General features: G+C 72.4%; 19 protein-coding genes. 11 read left to right on the plus strand and 8 right to left on the minus strand.

Features of this window, described 5'->3' with window-relative positions; all coding sequences use genetic code 11:
• The first annotated feature begins 471 nt into the window (after positions 1-471).
• From ACH4S9_RS41045 to ACH4S9_RS41065, 5 genes are all read left to right on the plus strand, one after another.
• The gene (locus ACH4S9_RS41045; protein WP_398376786.1) at positions 472-1,185 is read left to right on the plus strand and encodes a tectonin domain-containing protein; all 714 of its coding nucleotides are present in this window, start codon (positions 472-474) and stop codon (positions 1,183-1,185) included.
• Positions 1,186-1,769: 584 nt separating this feature from the next.
• Positions 1,770-1,931: a hypothetical protein gene (locus ACH4S9_RS41050; protein ID WP_385350517.1), complete on the plus strand. Its 162-nt coding sequence runs from the start codon at positions 1,770-1,772 to the stop codon at positions 1,929-1,931.
• 393 nt (positions 1,932-2,324) lie between these two features.
• Positions 2,325-3,119, plus strand: coding sequence for an SDR family oxidoreductase (locus ACH4S9_RS41055; RefSeq protein WP_398376787.1), 795 nt, complete (start codon positions 2,325-2,327; stop codon positions 3,117-3,119).
• Positions 3,116-4,777: an AMP-binding protein gene (locus tag ACH4S9_RS41060; protein ID WP_398376788.1), complete on the plus strand. Its 1,662-nt coding sequence runs from the start codon at positions 3,116-3,118 to the stop codon at positions 4,775-4,777. The genes ACH4S9_RS41055 and ACH4S9_RS41060 overlap by 4 nt, the downstream gene beginning before the upstream one ends.
• A 34-nt stretch (positions 4,778-4,811) precedes the next feature.
• On the plus strand, positions 4,812-5,405 hold the full coding sequence (locus ACH4S9_RS41065) for a TetR/AcrR family transcriptional regulator (protein ID WP_311725198.1): 594 nt from the start codon (positions 4,812-4,814) through the stop codon (positions 5,403-5,405).
• A gap of 109 nt (positions 5,406-5,514) precedes the next feature.
• On the opposite strand, the gene ACH4S9_RS41070 is transcribed toward ACH4S9_RS41065, so the two are convergent.
• On the minus strand, positions 5,515-5,742 hold the full coding sequence (locus ACH4S9_RS41070; RefSeq protein WP_385350526.1) for a transposase: 228 nt from the start codon (positions 5,740-5,742) through the stop codon (positions 5,515-5,517).
• A 106-nt stretch (positions 5,743-5,848) separates the two neighbouring features.
• Here ACH4S9_RS41070 and ACH4S9_RS41075 point away from each other — a divergent pair, with 106 nt between their 5' ends.
• Positions 5,849-7,036: an RNA-guided endonuclease InsQ/TnpB family protein gene (locus ACH4S9_RS41075; protein ID WP_398376790.1), complete on the plus strand. Its 1,188-nt coding sequence runs from the start codon at positions 5,849-5,851 to the stop codon at positions 7,034-7,036.
• Between the two features lie 71 nt (positions 7,037-7,107).
• Here the strand turns inward: ACH4S9_RS41075 and ACH4S9_RS41080 are convergent, their stop codons facing one another.
• Both ACH4S9_RS41080 and ACH4S9_RS41085 read right to left on the minus strand, forming a co-directional pair.
• Positions 7,108-8,337, minus strand: a complete 1,230-nt coding sequence (locus tag ACH4S9_RS41080) for an acyl-CoA dehydrogenase family protein (RefSeq protein WP_398376791.1) — start codon at positions 8,335-8,337, stop codon at positions 7,108-7,110.
• A 7-nt stretch (positions 8,338-8,344) separates the two neighbouring features.
• Positions 8,345-9,370: a phosphotransferase family protein gene (locus tag ACH4S9_RS41085; RefSeq protein WP_398376792.1), complete on the minus strand. Its 1,026-nt coding sequence runs from the start codon at positions 9,368-9,370 to the stop codon at positions 8,345-8,347.
• Positions 9,371-9,597: 227 nt separating this feature from the next.
• Between ACH4S9_RS41085 and ACH4S9_RS41090 the strand changes: the two genes are divergently transcribed.
• Complete coding sequence (locus ACH4S9_RS41090; RefSeq protein ID WP_398376793.1) at positions 9,598-10,524, plus strand: NADP-dependent oxidoreductase; 927 nt, start codon at positions 9,598-9,600, stop codon at positions 10,522-10,524.
• A 56-nt stretch (positions 10,525-10,580) separates the two neighbouring features.
• On the opposite strand, the gene nhaA is transcribed toward ACH4S9_RS41090, so the two are convergent.
• From nhaA to ACH4S9_RS41115, 5 genes are all read right to left on the minus strand, one after another.
• A complete protein-coding gene (gene nhaA, locus ACH4S9_RS41095; RefSeq protein ID WP_361185122.1) occupies positions 10,581-12,455 on the minus strand; it encodes a Na+/H+ antiporter NhaA in 1,875 nt (624 codons plus the stop codon).
• A gap of 155 nt (positions 12,456-12,610) precedes the next feature.
• Positions 12,611-13,012 carry a DUF202 domain-containing protein gene (locus tag ACH4S9_RS41100; protein WP_398376794.1) on the minus strand — a complete coding sequence of 134 codons (402 nt, stop codon included), beginning with the start codon at positions 13,010-13,012 and terminating at the stop codon, positions 12,611-12,613.
• 4 nt (positions 13,013-13,016) lie between these two features.
• The gene (locus tag ACH4S9_RS41105; protein WP_358846350.1) at positions 13,017-13,445 is read right to left on the minus strand and encodes a DUF202 domain-containing protein; all 429 of its coding nucleotides are present in this window, start codon (positions 13,443-13,445) and stop codon (positions 13,017-13,019) included.
• A 323-nt stretch (positions 13,446-13,768) separates the two neighbouring features.
• The gene (locus ACH4S9_RS41110; protein ID WP_311725205.1) at positions 13,769-14,314 is read right to left on the minus strand and encodes an NUDIX domain-containing protein; all 546 of its coding nucleotides are present in this window, start codon (positions 14,312-14,314) and stop codon (positions 13,769-13,771) included.
• A 27-nt stretch (positions 14,315-14,341) separates the two neighbouring features.
• A complete protein-coding gene (locus ACH4S9_RS41115) occupies positions 14,342-15,043 on the minus strand; it encodes a hypothetical protein (RefSeq protein ID WP_398376795.1) in 702 nt (233 codons plus the stop codon).
• A gap of 245 nt (positions 15,044-15,288) precedes the next feature.
• On the opposite strand from ACH4S9_RS41115, the gene ACH4S9_RS41120 reads away from it, so the two are divergent.
• The 4 genes from ACH4S9_RS41120 (at position 15,289) to ACH4S9_RS41135 (ending at position 19,696) form a co-directional block, all read left to right on the plus strand.
• Positions 15,289-16,944 (plus strand): FAD-binding dehydrogenase, encoded by a 1,656-nt coding sequence (locus ACH4S9_RS41120; protein ID WP_398376796.1) that lies wholly within the window; start codon positions 15,289-15,291, stop codon positions 16,942-16,944.
• Between the two features lie 74 nt (positions 16,945-17,018).
• Positions 17,019-17,792 carry a molybdopterin-dependent oxidoreductase gene (locus ACH4S9_RS41125; protein WP_398376797.1) on the plus strand — a complete coding sequence of 258 codons (774 nt, stop codon included), beginning with the start codon at positions 17,019-17,021 and terminating at the stop codon, positions 17,790-17,792.
• Entirely contained in the window at positions 17,776-18,495 is a 720-nt protein-coding gene (locus tag ACH4S9_RS41130) for a cytochrome b/b6 domain-containing protein (RefSeq protein WP_311725209.1), read from the plus strand. Before ACH4S9_RS41125 ends, ACH4S9_RS41130 begins: the two co-directional genes overlap by 17 nt.
• 85 nt (positions 18,496-18,580) lie before the next feature.
• The gene (locus ACH4S9_RS41135) at positions 18,581-19,696 is read left to right on the plus strand and encodes a glycoside hydrolase family 6 protein (protein ID WP_398376799.1); all 1,116 of its coding nucleotides are present in this window, start codon (positions 18,581-18,583) and stop codon (positions 19,694-19,696) included.
• Positions 19,697-19,711: the final 15 nt, after the last annotated feature.

A 19,711-nucleotide genomic window follows, 5' to 3' on the forward strand; every position in this document is an offset into this window, starting at 1 on the left:
GGTCCGTCATGAGCCCGGATTTTCGCCCAATGCAACCCCCGGAATGGGGTGCCCCCCGCCTTTGAGCGAGAACGAGTTGTGCGAGCCGACCCGGGGCCCGGAGGGTCTTCCCCGGCCGACGAGTGATCTTGCTCCAGTAAAGGATCCGCTTGTGGGAGGCGTATCCGTGCGGGGGCTTGCCGCTGCCGTCTCCAGGTCGCTCGCGCCGGCCCGTCCACCTCCGGCCAGCGGGGACGTCCCGGCGGGAGGCACACACCGGCATGTGTGTCGACCCCCCGCAGGTGGGACAGCACTTCCAGCCGAAATGCTCCCGGCCGAGCGTCCCCCGCCCCCAGCCTACAAGGCGATGGTCGTTAAAACATTGATTCACTGGCGTATTTGGTATTAAGACAAGCATTCACCATCTTTGTCAGCTCACTTTTTCGCCGAGCATGACTGGGTCAGCGACAGCTCGGGGAAGGGTGTTTTGGCATGGCGGATTGGGTGAAGGTCGCGGGCAGTCTCACTGCCATCTCGGCGGGGTCCAGGACGACGGTGTGGGGTGTGAACGCGGCGAGCAGCATCTTCCGGTACACCAACTACGACGCCAACCCGTGGATCAACATCCCGGGGGCGCTGAGCGACATCGGGGCGGGCGCCGACGGCACTGTATGGGGCGTCAACGGCGGCAACCAGATCTTCCGGTACACCGGGGACCAGGACAGCTCGAACCCGTGGAAGAACATCTCTGGCAGCCTGGTCCGCATCGACGCGGGTTCCAGGACGAACGTGTGGGGGGTGGACTCCGCCAACGCCATCTACCGGTACACGAACCACGACGCCAACCCGTGGATCAAGATCCCCGGGGCGCTGAGCGACATCGGCGCGGGCGCCGACGGCACTGTATGGGGCGTCAACGGCGGCAACCAGATCTTCCGGTACACCGGGGACCAGGACAGCTCGAACCCGTGGAAGAACGTCTCCGGCAGCCTGAAGCGCATCGCGGTGGGCTCCCGGACGAACGTGTGGGGCGTCGATCCCGCCGGCAGCATCTACCGGTACACCAACAACGACGCCAGCGGCGTCAACCCGTGGATCAAGATCCCCGGCACTGCCACCGACATCGCCGCCGGCGCCGACGGCACCGTGTGGCACATCAACAGCGGCAACGAGATCTACCGGTACACCGGCGACCAGCCGAGCTGATCCCTGCCCCACCACCCGTGCGGGCCCCCGGCCAGGACAGGTCGGGGGCCCGCATCGGCATCCTGGCCAGTCCTCCGCGTCGTCGTCCGGCTCGGACGCGTCCGGATCGCGCAGGGTCCGCAGTCCCTCGCCCGGCCCTCTGGCCGCGACATCGAACTGGTAGCGGCCCATGAAGTTGATGTGCCGGTCCCAACTCGTCGGGGTGCCAGAGCTTGCGTTGCCCGCTGACGCGATTCAGCTGATGTGGAAATTGTTCCCCTGCGCGGTCGCCACCGTCAGGGGCTGTACCAGGGCGTCCCTCTTTTATCGGATGATGTCAGGTAATTATCCGGTCAGCGGGGCGTACGTTCCTTGACACGGCTGTCGAGTACGGCTGCGGCCGGGCCCGATGCGGGTGTCCGGCAAGGCCAGTCCCCGGCAGGTCGGTGCCTTTCCGAACCGACCAGCCGCGTGTGGCGCCTGCACGATGGGGCGACAGCGTTCACCCAGCCGTCTGAAGGGGGATGTCGAAGCCTTCGCGGCTGGGCCATCTGCCACGAACGGGCCGCACCAGGCGGCCCATCCTCGCGTTTCCGGGAGATCCCGTGCGCATCCGCACCATGCTGACCGCTCTTGCCCTGACTGCCGCCGGCTTCATCGCCGCTGCCGGCCCCGCCACCGCCGACGATTTCGACCTCGGCTACGGCAGCCTCAACATCCAGCTGTGCACCGGCGACAACTGCGGCAACGCCCCAATCCCGGACTGATCCCTGCCCGGGACACCCGTGGTCAGCAACCCGCAGCAGGCCCCGCGCGACGCGATTGCGGAGAGCGCCGTCGCTGGCGAGGAGGATGGCGCGCTGCCTCCCAACCCGTCCGCACCAGGTCCGTCAAGCACAGGTGACGGCTGGTGTGCGTGGAGAACCGCTCCGTCTGGGGCAGAGCCCCAGTTGAGGGAAGGGGCGGGTAGGGGCGGTGTCCGATATGCGGGCTCCGCCGCGTGGCCCCGCCGCAGGCGTCAAGATCCCCGGAAACCCCCAGGTCCTTTCGCGCGCCGCCCTACCGCCGTCGTGCCCCTTCCGTTGACACATACCGACTGGTTAGTCTGCCGGGCAGGCTGAGCGATGCCGTCCGCCCCGCCCCCGGCCGAAGGAGCATGCGTGGGTACCGTGCGTGGAGCGCGAACCGTGGTCACCGGGGCAGGGGGCGGCATCGGCGCCGCCCTGGCCCGCCGCTTCGCCGCCGAAGGGGCCCGCGTCGTGGTCAACGACCTCGACGCCGACAAGGCCAGGGCCGTCGCCGAGGAGATCGGCGCCGTGGCCGTGCCGGGCGATGCCTCCCATGTGGTCCCCGCGGCGCGGGCGGCGCTCGGCGGCGCCGTCGACATCTACTGCGCCAACGCCGGCGTCGCCCCCGTCGGCGGCCCCGAGGCCGCCGAGGAGCTGTGGGAGGCGGCCTGGGACGTCAACGTCATGGCGCATGTCCGGGCGGCCCGCGAGCTGCTGCCCGACTGGCTGGAGCGCGGCAGCGGCCGCTTCGTCTCCACCGTCTCCGCCGCCGGCCTGCTGACCATGGTCGGCTCGGCCCCGTACAGCGTGTCCAAGCACGCCGCGCTCGCCTTCGCCGAGTGGCTGTCCGCGACCTACCGCCACCGCGGCGTCAGCGTCCACGCGATCTGCCCGCAGGGCGTCCGCACCGATATGCTGCACGCCACCGGGGCCACCGGCGACCTCGTCCTCGTGCCGACCGCGATCGAGCCCGAGCAGGTCGCCGACGCCCTCTTCGACGGGATCGCGCAGGAGCGCTTCCTGATCCTTCCGCACCCAGAGGTCGCCGAGTACTACGCGGCCCGCGCCGGTGACACCGACCGCTGGCTGGCGGGCATGAACCACCTCCAGCGCAAGCTCGAAGAGGCCACACCCACACCCCCGAGCAGACAGGGCCGCACCCCATGACCTCGTATCAGGACCAGCCATGGCTCGCTCAGCTCACCGAGGTGCAGCGCCGGTCGATCCGGCCGCGGCCGAGCGTGCTGCACGCCTTCCGGGACGCCGTGCGGGAGCGGCCTCACCGCGCGGCGCTCGCCTATTTCGACGGGCGGCTGACGTACCGGGAGGTCGACGCGCTCTCCGACGGCATCGCCGGCCATCTCGCCGCGCGGGGCTTCCGGCCCGGCGACCGGCTCGCGGTCATGCTCCAGAACACCCCGCACTTCGTGCTCGCCCTGCTCGGCGCGTGGAAGGCGGGCGGCACGGTGGTGCCGGTCAACCCCATGTACAAGGCGGGCGAGCTGGGGCACATCCTGGCCGACGCCGAGGCGACCGCCCTGGTGTGCGCCGACCACGCCTGGGAGGGGTGGGTGCGGGAGGCGGCCGCCGCCTCCCCCGTACGCATCGCGCTCACCGCCGACGCGTACGACTTCCAGACCCGCGACGACCCCCGGGTGCTGAACCACGGGCGCATCCCCGTCCCCGAGGACACCGAGGACCTGCTCGCGGTGGCCCGCGGCGGTGCGCTGCCGCCCGCCGTGCCGGAGCCGGGCCTCGACGACATCGCGCTGATCAGCTACACCTCGGGGACCAGCGGCACCCCCAAGGGCGCCATGAACACCCATGGCAACGTCTCCTACAACGCCGAGCGGCAGCATGTCGCCCACGAGATGCCCGACGGCTCCACCATCTTCGTGCTCGCGCCCCTGTTCCACATCACCGGCATGGTCTGCGAGCTGTCCGCCTCCATCGCGGACGGCGGGACCCTCGCCATGGCCTACCGCTTCGAGCCGGGCGTCGTCCTCGACGCCTTCGTCGAGCACCGCCCCGCCTACACCGTCGGCCCCTCCACCGCCTTCATGGCGCTGATGGCCCACCCGAAGGTGACCCGCGACCACTTCACGTCCTTCCTGCTCGCCTCCTCGGGCGGGGCCCCGGTGCCGCCCGCGCTGGTCGAGCGGTTCGAGGCCGCCTTCGGCCTCTACCTCAAGAACGGCTACGGCCTGACCGAGTGCACCGCCCCCTGCGCCAGCGTCCCGCCCGGCAAGCGGGCCCCCGTCGACCCGGTCTCGGGCACCCTGGCGGTCGGCCTGCCCGGCCCGGACAGCGTGGTGCGCATCATCGACGACGAGGGCAGGGACGTGCCGTTCGGTGAACCGGGCGAGATCGCGGTGCGCGGCCCCATGGTGGTGCCCGGCTACTGGCGGGCACCGGAGGCCGGCGCGGCCGCCCTGCCCGACGGGGAGCTGCGCACCGGGGACATCGGCTTCATGGACCCGGACGGCTGGCTGTATGTCGTGGACCGCAAGAAGGACATGATCAACGCCTCCGGCTTCAAGGTGTGGCCGCGCGAGGTCGAGGACGTCCTGTACACCCACCCCGCGGTGCGCGAGGCGGCCGTCGTCGGCGTCCCCGACCCGTACCGCGGGGAGACCGTCAAGGCGTACATCAGCCTGCGGCCGGGCACCGAGGCGGCGCCGGAGGAGCTGACCGCGTACTGCGCGGAGCGGCTCGCGGCGTACAAGTATCCGCGCAGGATAGAGATCCTGCCCGAGCTGCCGAAGACGGCCAGTGGCAAGATCCTCCGACGGGAACTGCGGGACGCGCGGCGCCCCCCGGAGTAGCACCCGGCACGAACGAGAGGCAGGTGGCGACGAGATGGCCAGGACGAGGGAAGGTGACGGGAAACCCGTGCCGCAGCGCTTGCTGGCCGCGGCCACCCGCCTCTTCGCCGAGCGCGGCTACGACCGGACCTCCGTCCAGGAGATCGTCGAGGCGGCGGGCGTCACCAAGGGCGCCCTCTACCACTACTTCGGCTCCAAGGACGACCTGCTGCACGAGATCTACGGGCGGGTGCTGCGGCTCCAGCAGGAGCGCCTGGACGCCTTCGCGGACGCGGACGCGCCGGTCGAGCAGCGGTTGCGCGACGCGGCCGCCGACGTGGTCGTCACCACCATCGAGAACCTCGACGACGCGACGATCTTCTTCCGCTCCATGCACCATCTGAGCCCGGAGAAGCACAAGCAGGTACGGGCGGAGCGGCGCCGCTACCACGAGCGGTTCCGCGCCCTGGTGGAGGAGGGCCAGCGGGCCGGGGTGTTCAGCTCGCACACCCCAGCCGACCTGGTGGTGGACTACCACTTCGGCTCGGTCCACCACCTGGGCACCTGGTACCGCCCGGACGGACCGCTCAACCCCCAGCAGGTCGCCGACCACCTCGCCGACCTGCTGCTGCGCGCCCTGCGGCCCTGACACAGGGGCTTCAGCCTGATCTTGCAAGGAACCCCGGGTCTTCAGACCTGGGAGGAATTGCATTCTGAGCCGGCGGCGCGAAGCGCCGCCGCATCGCTTCGTAAAGCTCTCACGATGATGCCGCGCTCAGTGTGGGCGCTTCTGGTTCTCGATGTACTTCTTGACCACGGCCAGCGGTGCGCCACCGTAGGGACCTGCGAAGTAGGACGGGGACTAGAAGTGCTCCCCACAGGTACTTGCGGACGTGCGTGGGGAACTCCCGACAGAGGCGGCGTGCGGAGACGCCTTTGAGGCTGCCGACGAGCCGGGAGAAGGCAGCGGACGGCGGGTAGCGCACGAGCAGGAGGACGTGATCTGCATGGAGGGTGTTGACGAGGCTTCTTCCCCTGCGGACATCGGGGTCTGGCCATCATGGTGACATACGGTAATGTTACGCTCACACTGTGAAGATCGTCGTGCAGGTCAAACTCATCCCGGACGCCGCGCAGGCACCGGCGCTTGAGCGCACCCTGCCTGCGATCAACGAGGCCGCGAACTGGGTCTCTGCCGTGGCCTTCGAGCACTTCAAGCTCAAGGGAAGTGTGCGTGAGTTGCGGAAGCGGTGTTACGGCGAGCTGAAGGCCCGTGGGTTCGGGGCACAGGCCGCGCAGCACATCATCAAGCGAGTGGCCGACGCCTACACCACACTGCGGGCCAACATCAGGGCCGGGAACCTCGGCCCCGAGCACTCCAAGCGGCGGCAAAAGGCGGAGTCCAAGCCGATCGTCTTCCGCCCGCACGCCGCGCACACTTTTGACGACCGGTGTCTGAGCTGGAACTACGGCACCCGGACCGTGAGCATCTGGACCCTGGACGGCCGGATCAGACATGTGCGGTTCGCCTGCTCGCCCGGCGCGCTCAAGCAACTCACCGAGCACCGTCAGGGCGAATCGGACCTGGTGTTCCGCGACGGGAAGTGGTTCCTGGTCGCCACCTGTGAGATCCCCGAAGCGCCGCGGTTCGAGCCGAAGGGCTTCATCGGCGTGGACCGGGGCATCAGCAACCTCGCCACCACCTCCGACGGCGACAACCACTCCGGCCGCCGTCTGGGACGGTACCGGCGCTGGCAGGCCCGCAAGAAGGCCGAACTCCAGGCCAGGCAGACCCGCAGCGCGAAGCAGCTCCTCAAGAAGCGTGCCCGTCGTGAGGCGCGGCACGCGACCCACATCAATCACAAGATCGCCAAGACTGTCGTTGCTGTCGCCCAATGCACCGGACGCGGCCTTGCCCTGGAACAGCTCCAGGGCATCCGCGATCGGGTCACGGTTCCCCGCGACCAGCGAGCACGCCTGTCCTCCTGGCCGTTCCACCAGCTCGGCTCGTTCATCGCCTACAAGGCCCGCCGTGCCGGCGTGCCGTTCATCGAGGTGGACCCGGCCTACACCTCGCAGCGCTGCCCGCGCTGCGGCCACACCGAGAAAGCCAACCGGCCCACTCGGGACCACTTCTCCTGTCGTCGGTGTGGCCTCGCTGGGCCGGCCGACCACGTCGCCGGGGCCAACATCGCACAGCGAGGGGCCACGGCGTGGGTATTCGTCAACATGCCCGATCCAGTCCCCGCATCGACAGGGACCGGTAAATGTGACCCGTGACCGCCCTGCCGTAGGGGGCAGTCGGGAGCAAAAACAGAGCCGCATCGAACCGAGTCAACAAACTCGGTCGTTCACGGCCGAGTAGTTGACAGGTACTTCTTCAGCTCCCGCCGCGCCAGCGACCGCTGGTGCACCTCGTCAGGCCCGTCCGCGAGCCGCAGCGTCCGCGCCGCGGCCCACAGCTCGGCCAGCGGGAAGTCCTGGCTGACCCCGCCCGCCCCGTGCAGCTGCACCGCCCGGTCCAGGATGTCGACCACCGTGCGCGGGGTGGCGATCTTGATGGCCTGGATCTCGGTGTGCGCCTCGCGGTTGCCGACCGTGTCCATCAGCCAGGCCGTCTTGAGGACCAGCAGCCGTAGCTGCTCGACGGCCACCCGGGCGTCCGCGATCCACTCATGGACCTGGCCCTGCCGGGCGAGCGGCTTGCCGAAGGCCGTACGGGACACCGCGCGGCGGCACATCAGCTCGATCGCGCGCTCGGCCATGCCGATCAGCCGCATGCAGTGGTGGATACGGCCGGGGCCGAGACGGGCCTGGGCGATGGCGAAGCCGCCGCCCTCCTCCCCGATCAGATTCGCCGCCGGGACGCGCACCCCGTGGAAGACCACCTCGGCATGGCCGCCGTGGTAGTGGTCCTCATAGCCGTAGACCCGCATGGCCCGGCGCACCTCGACGCCCTCGGCCTCGCGCTCCACCAGCACCATCGACTGCTGACGGCGGATGTCGGGGCCATCAGGGGCAGTCTTGCCCATCACGATGAAGACCTTGCAGTCCGGGTTCATCGCCCCGGAGATGTACCACTTGCGGCCGGTGATGACGTAGTCGTCGCCGTCGCGCTCGATCCGGGTCTCGATGTTGGTCGCGTCGGACGAGGCGACCTCGGGCTCGGTCATCGCGAAGGCGGACCGGATCTCGCCCGCGAGCAGCGGCTCCAGCCACTGCTTGCGCTGCCGCTCGCTGCCGAACTGGGCGAGCACCTCCATGTTCCCGGTGTCCGGGGCGGCGCAGTTCAGCGCCGTGGGGGCCAGTTGGGGGCTGTGGCCGGTGATCTCGGCGAGCGGGGCGTACTGGAGATTGGTCAGCCCCGCGCCCAGCCCGGGATCGGGCAGGAAGAGATTCCACAGGCCCCGCTCGCGGGCCTTCGCCTTGAGCTCCTCGACGACGGGCGGGGTGCGCCAGGGGGAGTCCTGCCGCGCGCGCTGCTCCTCGGCCACCGCCTCCGCCGGGTGGACATGGTCCGCCATGAAGGCGAGCAGCTCGGCCCGCAGCTCCTCGGTGCGGGCGTCGAATGCGAAGTCCATGGCTGTCTCAGCCCTTCCGTAGCGTGGTGAGGCCGTTCTCGACGAACACCGGGACGACCTCGCCGATGCGGTCGAAGCCGGCGCCGACGGTCTGGCCGAGGGTGAACCGGTAGTGGATGCCTTCGAGGATCACGGCGAGCTTGAAGTAGGCGAAGGCCGTGTACCAGGCGACGCCGCCCACATCGCGGCCCGAGCCGGCCGCGTACCGCTCGATCAGCTCGCGCGGCGCGGGGTGGCCGGGGGCGCCGCTGGTCGTGGTGATCGGCGAGTCCGCCGTCTCCTGCTGCTCGCTGTACATCACCAGCAGGCCCAGGTCGGTCAGCGGATCGCCGAGGGTGGACATCTCCCAGTCGAGAATCGCCTTGATCCGGTCATCGGTGCCCACGAGCACGTTGTCCAGCCGGTAGTCGCCGTGCACGACGGCGGGGGCGGGAGAGGCCGGCAGGGCCTTGCCGAGCGCCTCGTGCAGCTCGTCGATCCCGGGCAGCTCACGGCTGCGCGACGCGGCCAGCTGCTTGCCCCAGCGGCGCAGCTGCCGCTCCAGGAACCCGTCCGGCCGCCCGAAGTCGGCGAGACCGACGGCGGCCGGATCGACGGCGTGCAGCCCGACCAGGGTGTCCACCAGGCCGAGGACGACACGGCGGGTGCGCTCCGGGCCGAGTGGGGCGAGCTGTTCGGCCGTGCGGTACGGCGTGCCCTCGACGAACTCCATGACGTAGAAGGGCGCTCCCAGGACCGACTCGTCCTCGCACAGCAGCACCGGCCCCGGAACCGGCACGCTGGTCGGGTGCAGCGCGCCGATCACCCGGTGCTCGCGCCGCATGTCGTGGGCGGTGGCGAGCACATGGCCCAGCGGCGGACGGCGTACGACCCAGCGGGCGGCGCCGTCGGTGACCGCGTAGGTGAGGTTCGACCGGCCGCCGGGGATCAGCTCGGCGCGCAGCGGCCCGCCGCGCACCAGCCCCGGCCGCTCGCGGTCCAGATGGGCGCGGAGCCGCTCGAGGTCGAGTCCTGGCGGATTGCCTGAGGTCATCGGGTCTCTTCCTCCGTCAAGGTTCAAGGGGGCTACGGGCGGACGCGGGGCGTCGGCGGACGGTCCCGCATCATGATGCCGACCAGTCGGTATGGCGTCCAGTGCTGAGCCCACCGGGGCATGCCGCCGGTTTGCGCCGGGTGCGCGGGAGCAGGAGCGTCGAAGAGGGGAGCTCGGCGGCCCCGGGGGCCGCACCACGCGCAGCGCAGGAACGCGAGGAGCCCGTCATGAAGGCCATCACCTACCACCGCTACGGCGGCCCCGAGGTCCTGGAGTACGGAGAGGTGCGCGAGCCCAAGGTCGGCCCCGACTCGGTGCTGGTCAAGGTCATGGCCGCCGGCGTCAACCCGGTCGACTGGAAGGCGCGGGCGGGCTATCTGGCTCCCGTCCTGGAGGCCATCTTCCCGGTCATTCCGGGCTGGGACGTCGCGGGTGTCGTCGAGCGGCCCGGCCTCGCGGTGACCGAGTTCGCGGCGGGCGACGAGGTGATCGGCTACGTCCGCGAGGACTTTCTGTCCCGGGGCACCTTCGCCGAGTATGTCGCCGCGCCGGTGCGCACGCTGGCCCGCAAGCCGCGGAACCTGACCTTCACGCAGGCCGCGGGCATTCCACTGGCGGGCCTCACCGCGTACCAGACGCTGGTCAAGGCGCTGAAGGTCACCGAGGGCGACACCGTTCTGGTGCACGCGGCCGCGGGCGGCGTCGGTTCCATGGCCGTCCAGCTGGCCAAGCACCTCGGCGCCCGCGTGCTCGGCACCGCCAGTGAACGCAACCACGAATATCTGCGCGCCCTGGGCGCCGAGCCGGTCACCTACGGCGAGGGGCTCGCCGACCGCGTACGGGCGCTGGCCCCCGGCGGGGTGGACGCCGTCTTCGACACGGTCGGCGGCGACGCACTCACCGACTCGGTGCCGCTGCTGTCCGGTGGCGGGCGGCTGGCTTCCATCACCGACCAGGCGGTCCTCGCCCTCGGCGGCCGCTATGTCTTCGTCCGCCCCGACGCGAACGACCTCCAGGACCTCACGGACATCGCCGAGCGCGGCGCCCTCGGCGTCGAGGTCTCGGCCGTCTTCCCCCTGAAGAACACGGCCGACGCCCACCGCCTCAACGAGGAGGGCCACACCCGCGGCAAGATCGTCGTCACGGTCGGCTAGCGCCTGCGGCCCCCTGGACCTCCGGGCCGGACACCCCTGCGCCCCGGCCGGGGGCGCTACGGGGGGCCCTCCCTGAGGGCCGCCCTCGCGCGGGCGGTCCGCACCGCCGCGGACAGGGTGGCGATGTCATAGGCGCCGTGGTGGCGACGGCCGTTGACGAAGAACGTCGGCGTTCCCGAGACACCGCTCAGATCGGCGGATTCGACGTCCTCGGCGATCCGCTCGGCACCCGCCCGGCCGCGCACATCCGCGCGGAACCGCTCGCCGTCGAGCCCCAGCTGCTCCGCGTAGCCCAACAGATGTCTGACCTGAAGGTCGCCCTGATGGCTCAGCAGCATGTCGTGCATGTCCCAGTACCGGCCCTGGTGGGCCGCGGCCTCGGCGGCCTCGGCGGCGAGCTGGGCGTTGGGGTGGACATCCCGCAGCGGCAGATGGCGCCAGACGTAGCGCACGTCGTCGCCGAAGTCGGCGAGCAGCTCGCGGACCACGGGCTCCGCCAGGCCGCAGTACGGGCACTCGAAGTCCCCGTACTCGAGGAGCGTGACCGGTGCGGTCCGGGGGCCGCGGATGTGGTCGCGCTCCACGTCGACGGGGTCGCTGAGGTCGATGAGCGTCTGTGCCTCGCCCAGCAGCGCCCGCGCGCGGCGGCGCGGGGGCAGGAGGGCGATGGCCCGGGTCACCAGCCCGGTGGTGAGCAGCGAACCGATGATGGCGGCGAGGATGCCGATCTTCGCCTGTTCCAGCTGCTGCCCGCTGAAGGCGAGGGTGGCGATCAGCAGGGACACGGTGAAACCCACCCCGGCCAGACTCCCGCCCGCGGCGACGCCGCCCCAGCCGACCGGGGGGAGCAGCCGCTTGCGGCTCAGCCGTACGGCGACCCAGGTGGCGCCGAGGATGCCGACCGGCTTGCCCAGCACATAGCCCAGCAGGATGCCCAGGGTGGGGCGCGAGCCGAAGGCGTGGGCGAGGTCCCCGGGGGTGACGGTGATGCCCGCGTTGGCCAGCGCGAACAGCGGCACGATCACATAGCTGGTCCAGGGGTGGAACATCCGCTGGAGCCGCTCGTTCGGCGAGATCGCCGAGACCAGACCGCGGCGGAGCACCTGCTCCGACTCGGGGCTCGGCTGTTCGCGGAAGCGCCGGAACAGCCTGCTGGCCCGTTCCAGGGCGTGCCGCTCGGCCGGATGGGCGGGTACCAGCAGTCCGATGGCCAGGCCGCTCACCACCGGATCCACACCGGACTGGAGCATCGCCGCCCACAGGGCCACGGCCGGCACCGCGTACGCGGCCGAGCGCCGCACCCCGGCCACGCGCAGCCCCAGGAGCACGGCGAAGACGCCGACCGCCGTCAGCAGCGCGGGCACATGGACGACCTCGGTGTAGGCGAAGGCGATCACGACCAGGGCCAGCAGATCGTCGGCGACCGCGACGGTCAGGACGAAGACCCGCAGGCCGCGCGGGAGGCGCCGGCCGAAGAGGGCGAGCCCGCCGAGCGCGAAGGCCGTATCGGTGGACATGGCGGTTCCCCAGCCCCGCGCCGAGGGGTGACCGGCGTTGAGGGCGAGGAAGACGGCGACGGGGACGATCATGCCGAAGACCCCGGCCAACACCGGGAGGGTCACCCGACTGCGTTCGCGCAGCTCGCCCATGTCGAATTCGCGGCGGGCCTCCAAGCCGAGCACGAAGAAGAACAACGTGATCAGCCCGCTGTTCACCCACTCGCGCAGCTCCAGCGACACCCCGGCCGATGTGCCGAACCGCAGCGACAGCGGTGTGCTCCACCACGACTCGTAGCTGCCCGGCGCGGCATTGGCCCAGATCAGCGCCGCGACGGCGGCGACCAGAAGGACCGCGGCGCTGCCGGTCTCGGTCCGCAGAAACGCGCGCAGCGGGCCGCGCTCGTCCATCCCGGACGCGGTCTGGAGGGTCATCGTCGGATCCGAGGCCGCCACGGTCGCTCCTCTCCTGCCTCCTGCCAGCGTGCCCCCAGGAGGGCACCGGCCGCGCCGCGGCGGGCGCGGGTGGGTGGCGGGAGAAGGCGGGTGTACCGCGAGCGTGCCGACACGGCGGTACGGCGGCGCGCGCGTCAGCGTGCCAGCGCGGCGCCGAAGGCGACCAGCGCCAGCGTGCAGCCCGCCGCCGCCGCGGCCGCCCGCGGGGACAGTGCGGGCGGTCGCGGCGCGGTCATCGCCCGGATGCGGCGGGCCGCCACACCCAGGAACCCCAGCCAGGCCAGCACGGCGAACACCGCGCAGAGCACGGAGACCGGCCCGGTCCCGTTGTGCAGGGCCTGCCGGGCGGCCAGCGACGCCGCGACGGCGCAGGCCAGCGTCGTACGCCGCCAGGCCAGCCGGGTCCGCTCCGGCTGGAGCCCGGGGTCGCGGGACACGGGCTCGTGCGCTACGGGTTCGCGCCCGTCGGGATCGTCCGGCCCGGGGCCGTGCGGGCCGGGGCCGTGCGGGCCGGTAGGCGGCTGCGGCCCGGCCATCGGCTCAGCCGACCCAGCGGACCGCGACGAGGCCCACCATCACCAGGGCGAGCACCCCGACGGCCAGCCCCAGCACGACCGGGAAGCGGGAGACCGGCAGATCCTCGCCGCGCCGCATCGCCCGCTCACAGCGGATCCAGTGGTTGAGCGCCCGCACCGCGCACACCGCGCCCCCCGCCAGCAGCGTGAGCGCCGCCGCCAGCCGCAGCGTCCCGTCCGTGTCCGGCAGGAACTGGTCGACCGCGAAGCCCCCGCCGACCAGCGCCATCGCGGTGCGCAGCCAGGCCAGGAAGGTGCGTTCGTTGGCGAGGGAGAAGCGGTAGTCGGGGGTCTCCCCCTCGGCGCGCAGCCGCTCGGGCGCGAACCACAGCCGCACATCCGCGACGGCGGAGGCGAGTCTGCCCCGGGTCGGCGTGCGGTTGGCGTCGATCATGGGACAAGCCTACTAGGGCACGTATCGGCCCATTGGGTACGGGCGGGGGTGTCCGGCGGAGCTTCCCCCACCCCGCCCTTCCCGAAACCGGGGCTGCGCCCCAGACCCCGCCGGGGTTGCGCCCCCGATCCCTGCCGGGGCTGCGCCCCAGACCCGCCCCGGGCTGCGCCCCAGACCCCCGGGGCTGTGCCCCAGACCCCCGAGGCTGTGCCCCGAACCCCGCCGTGGCTCCGCCCCAGATCCCAGGGTCCAGGGGCAAAGCCCGCCACGCGGCGGAGCCGCACATCGGACACTGCGGGAAGGGGCGGGGTGGGGGAAAGCGCCTAGCCGCGCCACTCCCGTAGTCGCCGATAGGCCTCCACGCCGTCCGGCACCCACTCCCACTCGTCCAGCCGCCGCGCCAGCTCCTCCTCGCTCAGGAAGGCGTGCCAGGCGACCTCCTCGGCCTGCGGCGCGACCGGCAGCTCGCAGCGGACCTCGTAGATCCGCGACCACCAGGTGTGCTCCGGCGTGTCGTAGAGGAAGGAGAACAGCGGCGTCGGGGCGGGCAGCCCGGACACCCCCAGCTCCTCCTCGGCCTCGCGCAGCGCCGCCGTGTCGTACGACTCGCCCGCGCCGACGACACCGCCGACGAACATGTCGTACAGGGAAGGGAAGACGAGTTTCTCCGCGGTACGGCGGTGTACGAAGATCCGGCCCGCGCCGTCCCGGGCCAGTACGAAGACGGTCCGGTGGCGCAGCCTGCGGGCCATGGCGTCGGCGCGCCGGGCCTGCCCCACCACCTGGTCCCGCTCGTCCACGATGTCCAGCAGTTCGTCGGCCGAGAGCGGCTGGCGGGGCGGCTCCTGCCGCGACTGTTGATCGGGCATGCCGTCATCCAAGCAGGGGCGGCGCGGTCAGCGCCACCCTCCGCCCGGGTAGCCCGACCCGCCGTGGTGGCGCCCTCCGCGTCCGCGGCCCGATCCGTCGTAGCCCGACCCGTCGGACCCGGAGCCGTAGCGGTCCGCCCACTCCTCCGCCCAGCGGGCCGCCTGCTCCGAGTCCCGCCGCCAGTCCTCGGCGGACCGCCCCTGCCGCCCCCAGCCGGACGGCCAGGAGGGGCGCGTGGGCTCGGTGCGGGCCGGGGGCTTGGTCGGGGCCGTGGAGGGGGCCTGGGTCTCCGGCTGTGCGGCCGGGGCGCCGGTGGGCGGCGCGGGCTCGGGGGTGTGCGAGGCGCCCGGCAGCGGCTTGGCGCCGGCCGCCGCGTCGGCCACCGGGACGAAGTCGTCGCCGCCCGCGTCCGGCGCCGACGACGGCGCGTCGTGCGCGGGCGCGGCGGCGGCCTCCCGGCCGTCCTTGCCGAGCATCAGGAAGAGCGCGGTGGCGGCGCCGGTGGCGGAGAGCAGAATCGCCCCGGCCGCCGCCTTGCGCCGGTCGCTGACCGGGCGGCGGCGGGCGTGCCGGGGGCCGATCACCTCGCCCCGCAGCACCTGCGGGCCCTCCTCGGCCCCGGACCCGGCGAGTTCGACGGGTTGGGGGCCGGGAGTGACCAGCGTAGGACTCACCACGCGCCGGTCCGTGCTGGGCGGCCGCGAGGGAGAAGGATGGTGGTCAGCCATGGCGCCTGATGATGCCCGGCCGTCGAACCCCCTGTCCATCTTCGCGATCGATTGCGACCGTTATGTCGTACAAGGTGGTGCGGAGCAGGAGCTGGGGACCTGCGGACGGGTGCCCGGGAGGGCCGCCGCTTCCCGGGTTGACGCCATACTGACCGGTAGGCAGGATCACCGACACGACCGGTTCCCGGGCGCCGCCCGGCCGCCGGTTCCCTGCGCGCTCCTGACGAGACGGGACACCGGAAACCATGGCGTACGACGCGGATGTGATCGTGGTCGGGGCAGGGCTCGCGGGGCTGGCGGCCACCGCCGAGCTGGCCGACGCGGGCCGCAAGGTGATCCTGCTGGACCAGGAGCCCGAGCAGTCGCTCGGCGGCCAGGCCCACTGGTCCTTCGGCGGCCTCTTCCTCGTCGACTCGCCCGAGCAGCGCCGGCTGCGCATCCGCGACAGCCGCGAACTGGCCTGGCAGGACTGGCTGGGCACGGCCGGGTTCGACCGCGAGGAGGACTACTGGCCGCGCCGCTGGGCGGAGGCCTATGTGGACTTCGCGGCCGGTGAGAAGCGGGCCTGGCTGCACGCCCAGGGGCTGCGGCTGTTCCCGCTCGTCGGCTGGGCCGAGCGCGGCGGCTACGACGCGACCGGACACGGCAACTCCGTCCCCCGCTTCCACATCACCTGGGGCACCGGCCCGGGCGTCGTCGCGCCCTTCGAGCGGCGGGTGCGCGCCGCGGCCGCGCGCGGCCTGGTCCAACTGCGGTTCCGGCACCGGGTCACCGGGCTGTCCCGCAGCGCGGGCGCCGTCGACACCGTGACCGGCGAGATCCTGGAGCCGAGCGACGCCGAGCGCGGCACCCCCAGCGGCCGCGAGGTCGCCGGCGCCTTCGAGCTGCGCGCCCAAGCCGTGATCATCACCTCCGGCGGGATCGGCGGCAACCACGACCTGGTCCGCCGGAACTGGCCCGCCCGGCTGGGCACTCCGCCCGAGCGGATGCTCTCCGGCGTCCCCGCGCATGTGGACGGCAAGCTGCTGGGGGTCGCGGAGGCGGCGGGCGCGCGGTTGATCAACCGCGACCGGATGTGGCACTACACCGAGGGCATCGAGAACTGGAACCCCATCTGGCCCCGGCACGCCATCCGCATCCTGCCCGGCCCCTCCTCGCTGTGGTTCGACGCCCGCGGCAAGCGGCTCCCGGTGCCGCTCTTCCCCGGCTTCGACACCCTCGGCACGCTCGAACACATCATGCGGACCGGCTACGACTACACCTGGTTCGTGCTCACCCAGAAGATCATCGAGAAGGAGTTCGCGCTCTCCGGCTCCGAACAGAACCCGGACCTCACCGGCAAGAGGGTCCGCGATGTGCTGGGCCGCGGCCGGGGCGGGGTGCCCGGCCCGGTCCAGGCGTTCATGGACCATGGCGCGGACTTCATCGTCGAGCGGTCGCTCACGGGTCTCGTACGGCGGATGAACGAGCTCACCAAGGAGCCGCTGATCGACGAGGCGGAGCTGCGCCGCGACATCGTCGCCCGCGACCGGGAGATCACCAACCCCTACACCAAGGACCTCCAGATCACGGCCCTGCGCGGCACCCGTAAATACCTCGGCGACCGCCTCATCCGCACCGCCGCCCCGCACCGGATCCTCGACCCCAAGGCGGGCCCGCTGATCGCCGTGCGCCTCAACATCCTGACCCGCAAGACGCTGGGCGGTCTGGAGACCGACCTGTCCGCGCGGGTGCTGACCGAGGGCGGGGAGCCGCTGCCCGGCGTGTACGCGGCGGGCGAGGCGGCCGGGTTCGGCGGCGGCGGCGTCCACGGCTACCGCTCCCTGGAGGGCACGTTCCTCGGCGGCTGTCTCTTCTCCGGCCGTACGGCGGGCCGCGCAGCCGCGAAGGCGGTGGGGTAGGGGCGGGGGAGCCGCGTAGGGCTTCTTCGACGGAAGCTGGCGCCGGTCGCCCCCGGGGTGCTCTCATCAATGGCATGGACCGCAACCCCGGCGCCGCGGAGCCCCCCGCCGCCGATCCGGACACCACCGACCCGGACACCATCGGTCGCGGCGCCCCCGTCGGCCGCCGCGTCATCCTCGGCATGCTCGCCCTGGGCGCGGGCGGCATGGCCGCCGCCCCCTGGCTCCAGGCCCGCCTGGAGACCTTCCTGGCCGCGGCGGCCGACAACGACCCCACCGGGGTGACCGGGCTGCTGCCCAACGGCGGCGGGTTCCGGTACTACTCGGTGACCTCCTCCGTCCCCCACAAGGACGCCGACAGCTACCGGCTGACCGTCGGCGGGCTCGTGGACAAGCCCGCCGGCTACCGGCTCGCCGACCTCCGCGCGCTGCCCCAGCACCGCATCGTCCACGACGTCCAGTGCGTCACCGGCTGGCGCGTGCCGCACACCTCCTTCGAGGGCGTGCGCCTGGCCACGCTGCTCGACGCCGCCGGGGTCCGCCCGGGCGCCGGGGCCGTCCGGTTCACCTGCTTCGACGGGGCGTACAGCGAGAGCCTCACCCTCGAACAGGCCCGCCGGGACGACGTCCTGGTCGCGCTGCGGATGCGGGACGAGCCGCTGGGCCACTCCCACGGCGGCCCGGTGCGGCTGTACGTCGCCCCCATGTACTTCTACAAGTCGGCGAAATGGCTCTCCGGCATCGAGGTCACCCGCGACGTACAGCCGGGCTACTGGGAGCACCGCGGCTACGACGTGGACGCGTGGGTCGGCAAGTCGAACGGACGCGACGATGCCCCCACCACCTGACGCCCGCCCCGGCGGCGCCGCCCCCGCCCCCCGCGCCGCACGCTCCCGGCCCCGCACCCGCGTGGCCCGCTTCACCCCGGCCGAGCGCTGGATCCACCGCACCACCGCCGCCCTCCTGGGCGCCTGCGTGGTGAGCGCGGCCTGCCTGTATCTGCCCCAGCTCGCCGAACTCGTCGGCCGCCGGGTCCTGGTGGTCACGGTGCACGAGTGGACCGGCATCCTGACCCCGGTCCCCACCCTGCTGGGCCTGGCCTCCCGCGCCTTCCGCGCCGACCTCTCCCGCCTCAACCGCTTCGGCCCGCACGACCGCCGCTGGCTGCGCTCGGTGCTGCGGCGCGACTGGAGCGACGGGGCGCGCCCGGCGGGGAAGTTCAACGCCGGGCAGAAGCTGTACGCCGCCTATCTCAGCGGCGCCGTGCTGGTGATGGCGGGCACGGGGCTGCTGATGTGGTTCACCGGTCTGGCCCCGCTGGTGTGGCGCATCAGCGCCACCTTCGTCCACGACTGGCTGGCGCTGGCCGTCGGCGTCGTGCTGCTCGGGCACATCGCCATGGCGCTCGCCGACCCGGAGGCCCGGCGCGGGATGCGCACCGGCACGGTCGACCGGGCCTGGGCGGCCCGCGAGCACCCGCTGTGGCGCACCGGCGAGGACCGGGAGGACCGCCGGGACCGCGAGGGCCGCGAGGACACAAGCGTGAATTGAAAGCCGTCGCCCCGCCCCGATGCCATGATGCGACACACACCGTCAATTCCGAGGCCGGGAAAAGCCGGGGAACAGGAATGCCCGCATGGCCGTGAAAGGTCTCAGAAAAGCCATCGCACGATACGGGGCACCGACCGCGGGATGCGTCGTCGCGCTGCTCGCGCTGACCGGATGTCTCGGCTCGCCCGGCGCGCCGGAACGGCGGGGCGGGCTGTGGGTGAACCCGGACAACCCGGCGGCCCGGCACGCCCGTGACCAGCGGCGCGCCGGCCGGTACGCGGACGCGCGGCTCATGCGGCGGATCGCCGACGAGCCGCTGGCCGAATGGCTCGGCCCGAATCCGCGCGACCGGGTCAGGCTCGTCACCGAATCCGCCGCGCGGGAACACCGTACGCCGGTGCTGGTCGCTTATCACATTCCGTACCGGGACTGCGGGCATTACTCCGCGGGAGGGGCGAGGAACGACAGGGAATACCTTGACTGGATCCGGGAAATCGTCTCCGGAATCGGCGATCGAAAGGCGATTGTCGTATTGGAGCCCGACGCGGTGGCCCAGGTGGTCGACGGCTGTGTCCCCGAGCGGCTGCGGGGCCCGCGGCTGGCCCTGCTGCGCGACGCCGTCGCCATGCTCTCCGCGCCGCCCGGCACCCAGGTCTATCTCGACGCGGGGAACCCGGGGTGGATCCGGAACACCCAGCGGCTGGTGGAGCCGCTCTGGGAGAGCGGCATCGAGCAGGCGGACGGCTTCTCGCTGAACGTCTCCAACTTCCAGCCGACGCGGGTGACCCGCGCCTACGGCCACCGGCTGTCGACCCAGCTCGGCGGCGCCCACTTCATCATCGACACCAGCCGCAACGGCAACGGCCCGCTCACCCGCGGCGGGGAGGGCGGGGCCGACGACGCCAAGGGCGGCGCGCGGGACGACGCCAAGGGCGGCGGCGGAAGCGCGGGACATCCCGGCACCGGCGCGGGCACCCGCCATCGCGTCGTCGGCGGCGAGGAGAACTGGTGCAACCCCCCGGGCCGGGCGCTGGGCGAGCCCCCGAGCACCCGCACCGGCGACCCCTCCATCGACGCCTATCTGTGGATCAAGCGTCCCGGCGAGTCCGACGGGACCTGCAACGGCGGCCCCCCGGCCGGCCGTTGGTGGACGGAGTACGCCCTCGACCTGGCCCGCAACGCCAAGGCGCGCCACAGGTGACGGCGGGCGGGAGCG

Source organism: Streptomyces sp. NPDC021225, from assembly GCF_044332865.1.
Lineage (GTDB): Bacteria > Actinomycetota > Actinomycetes > Streptomycetales > Streptomycetaceae > Streptomyces.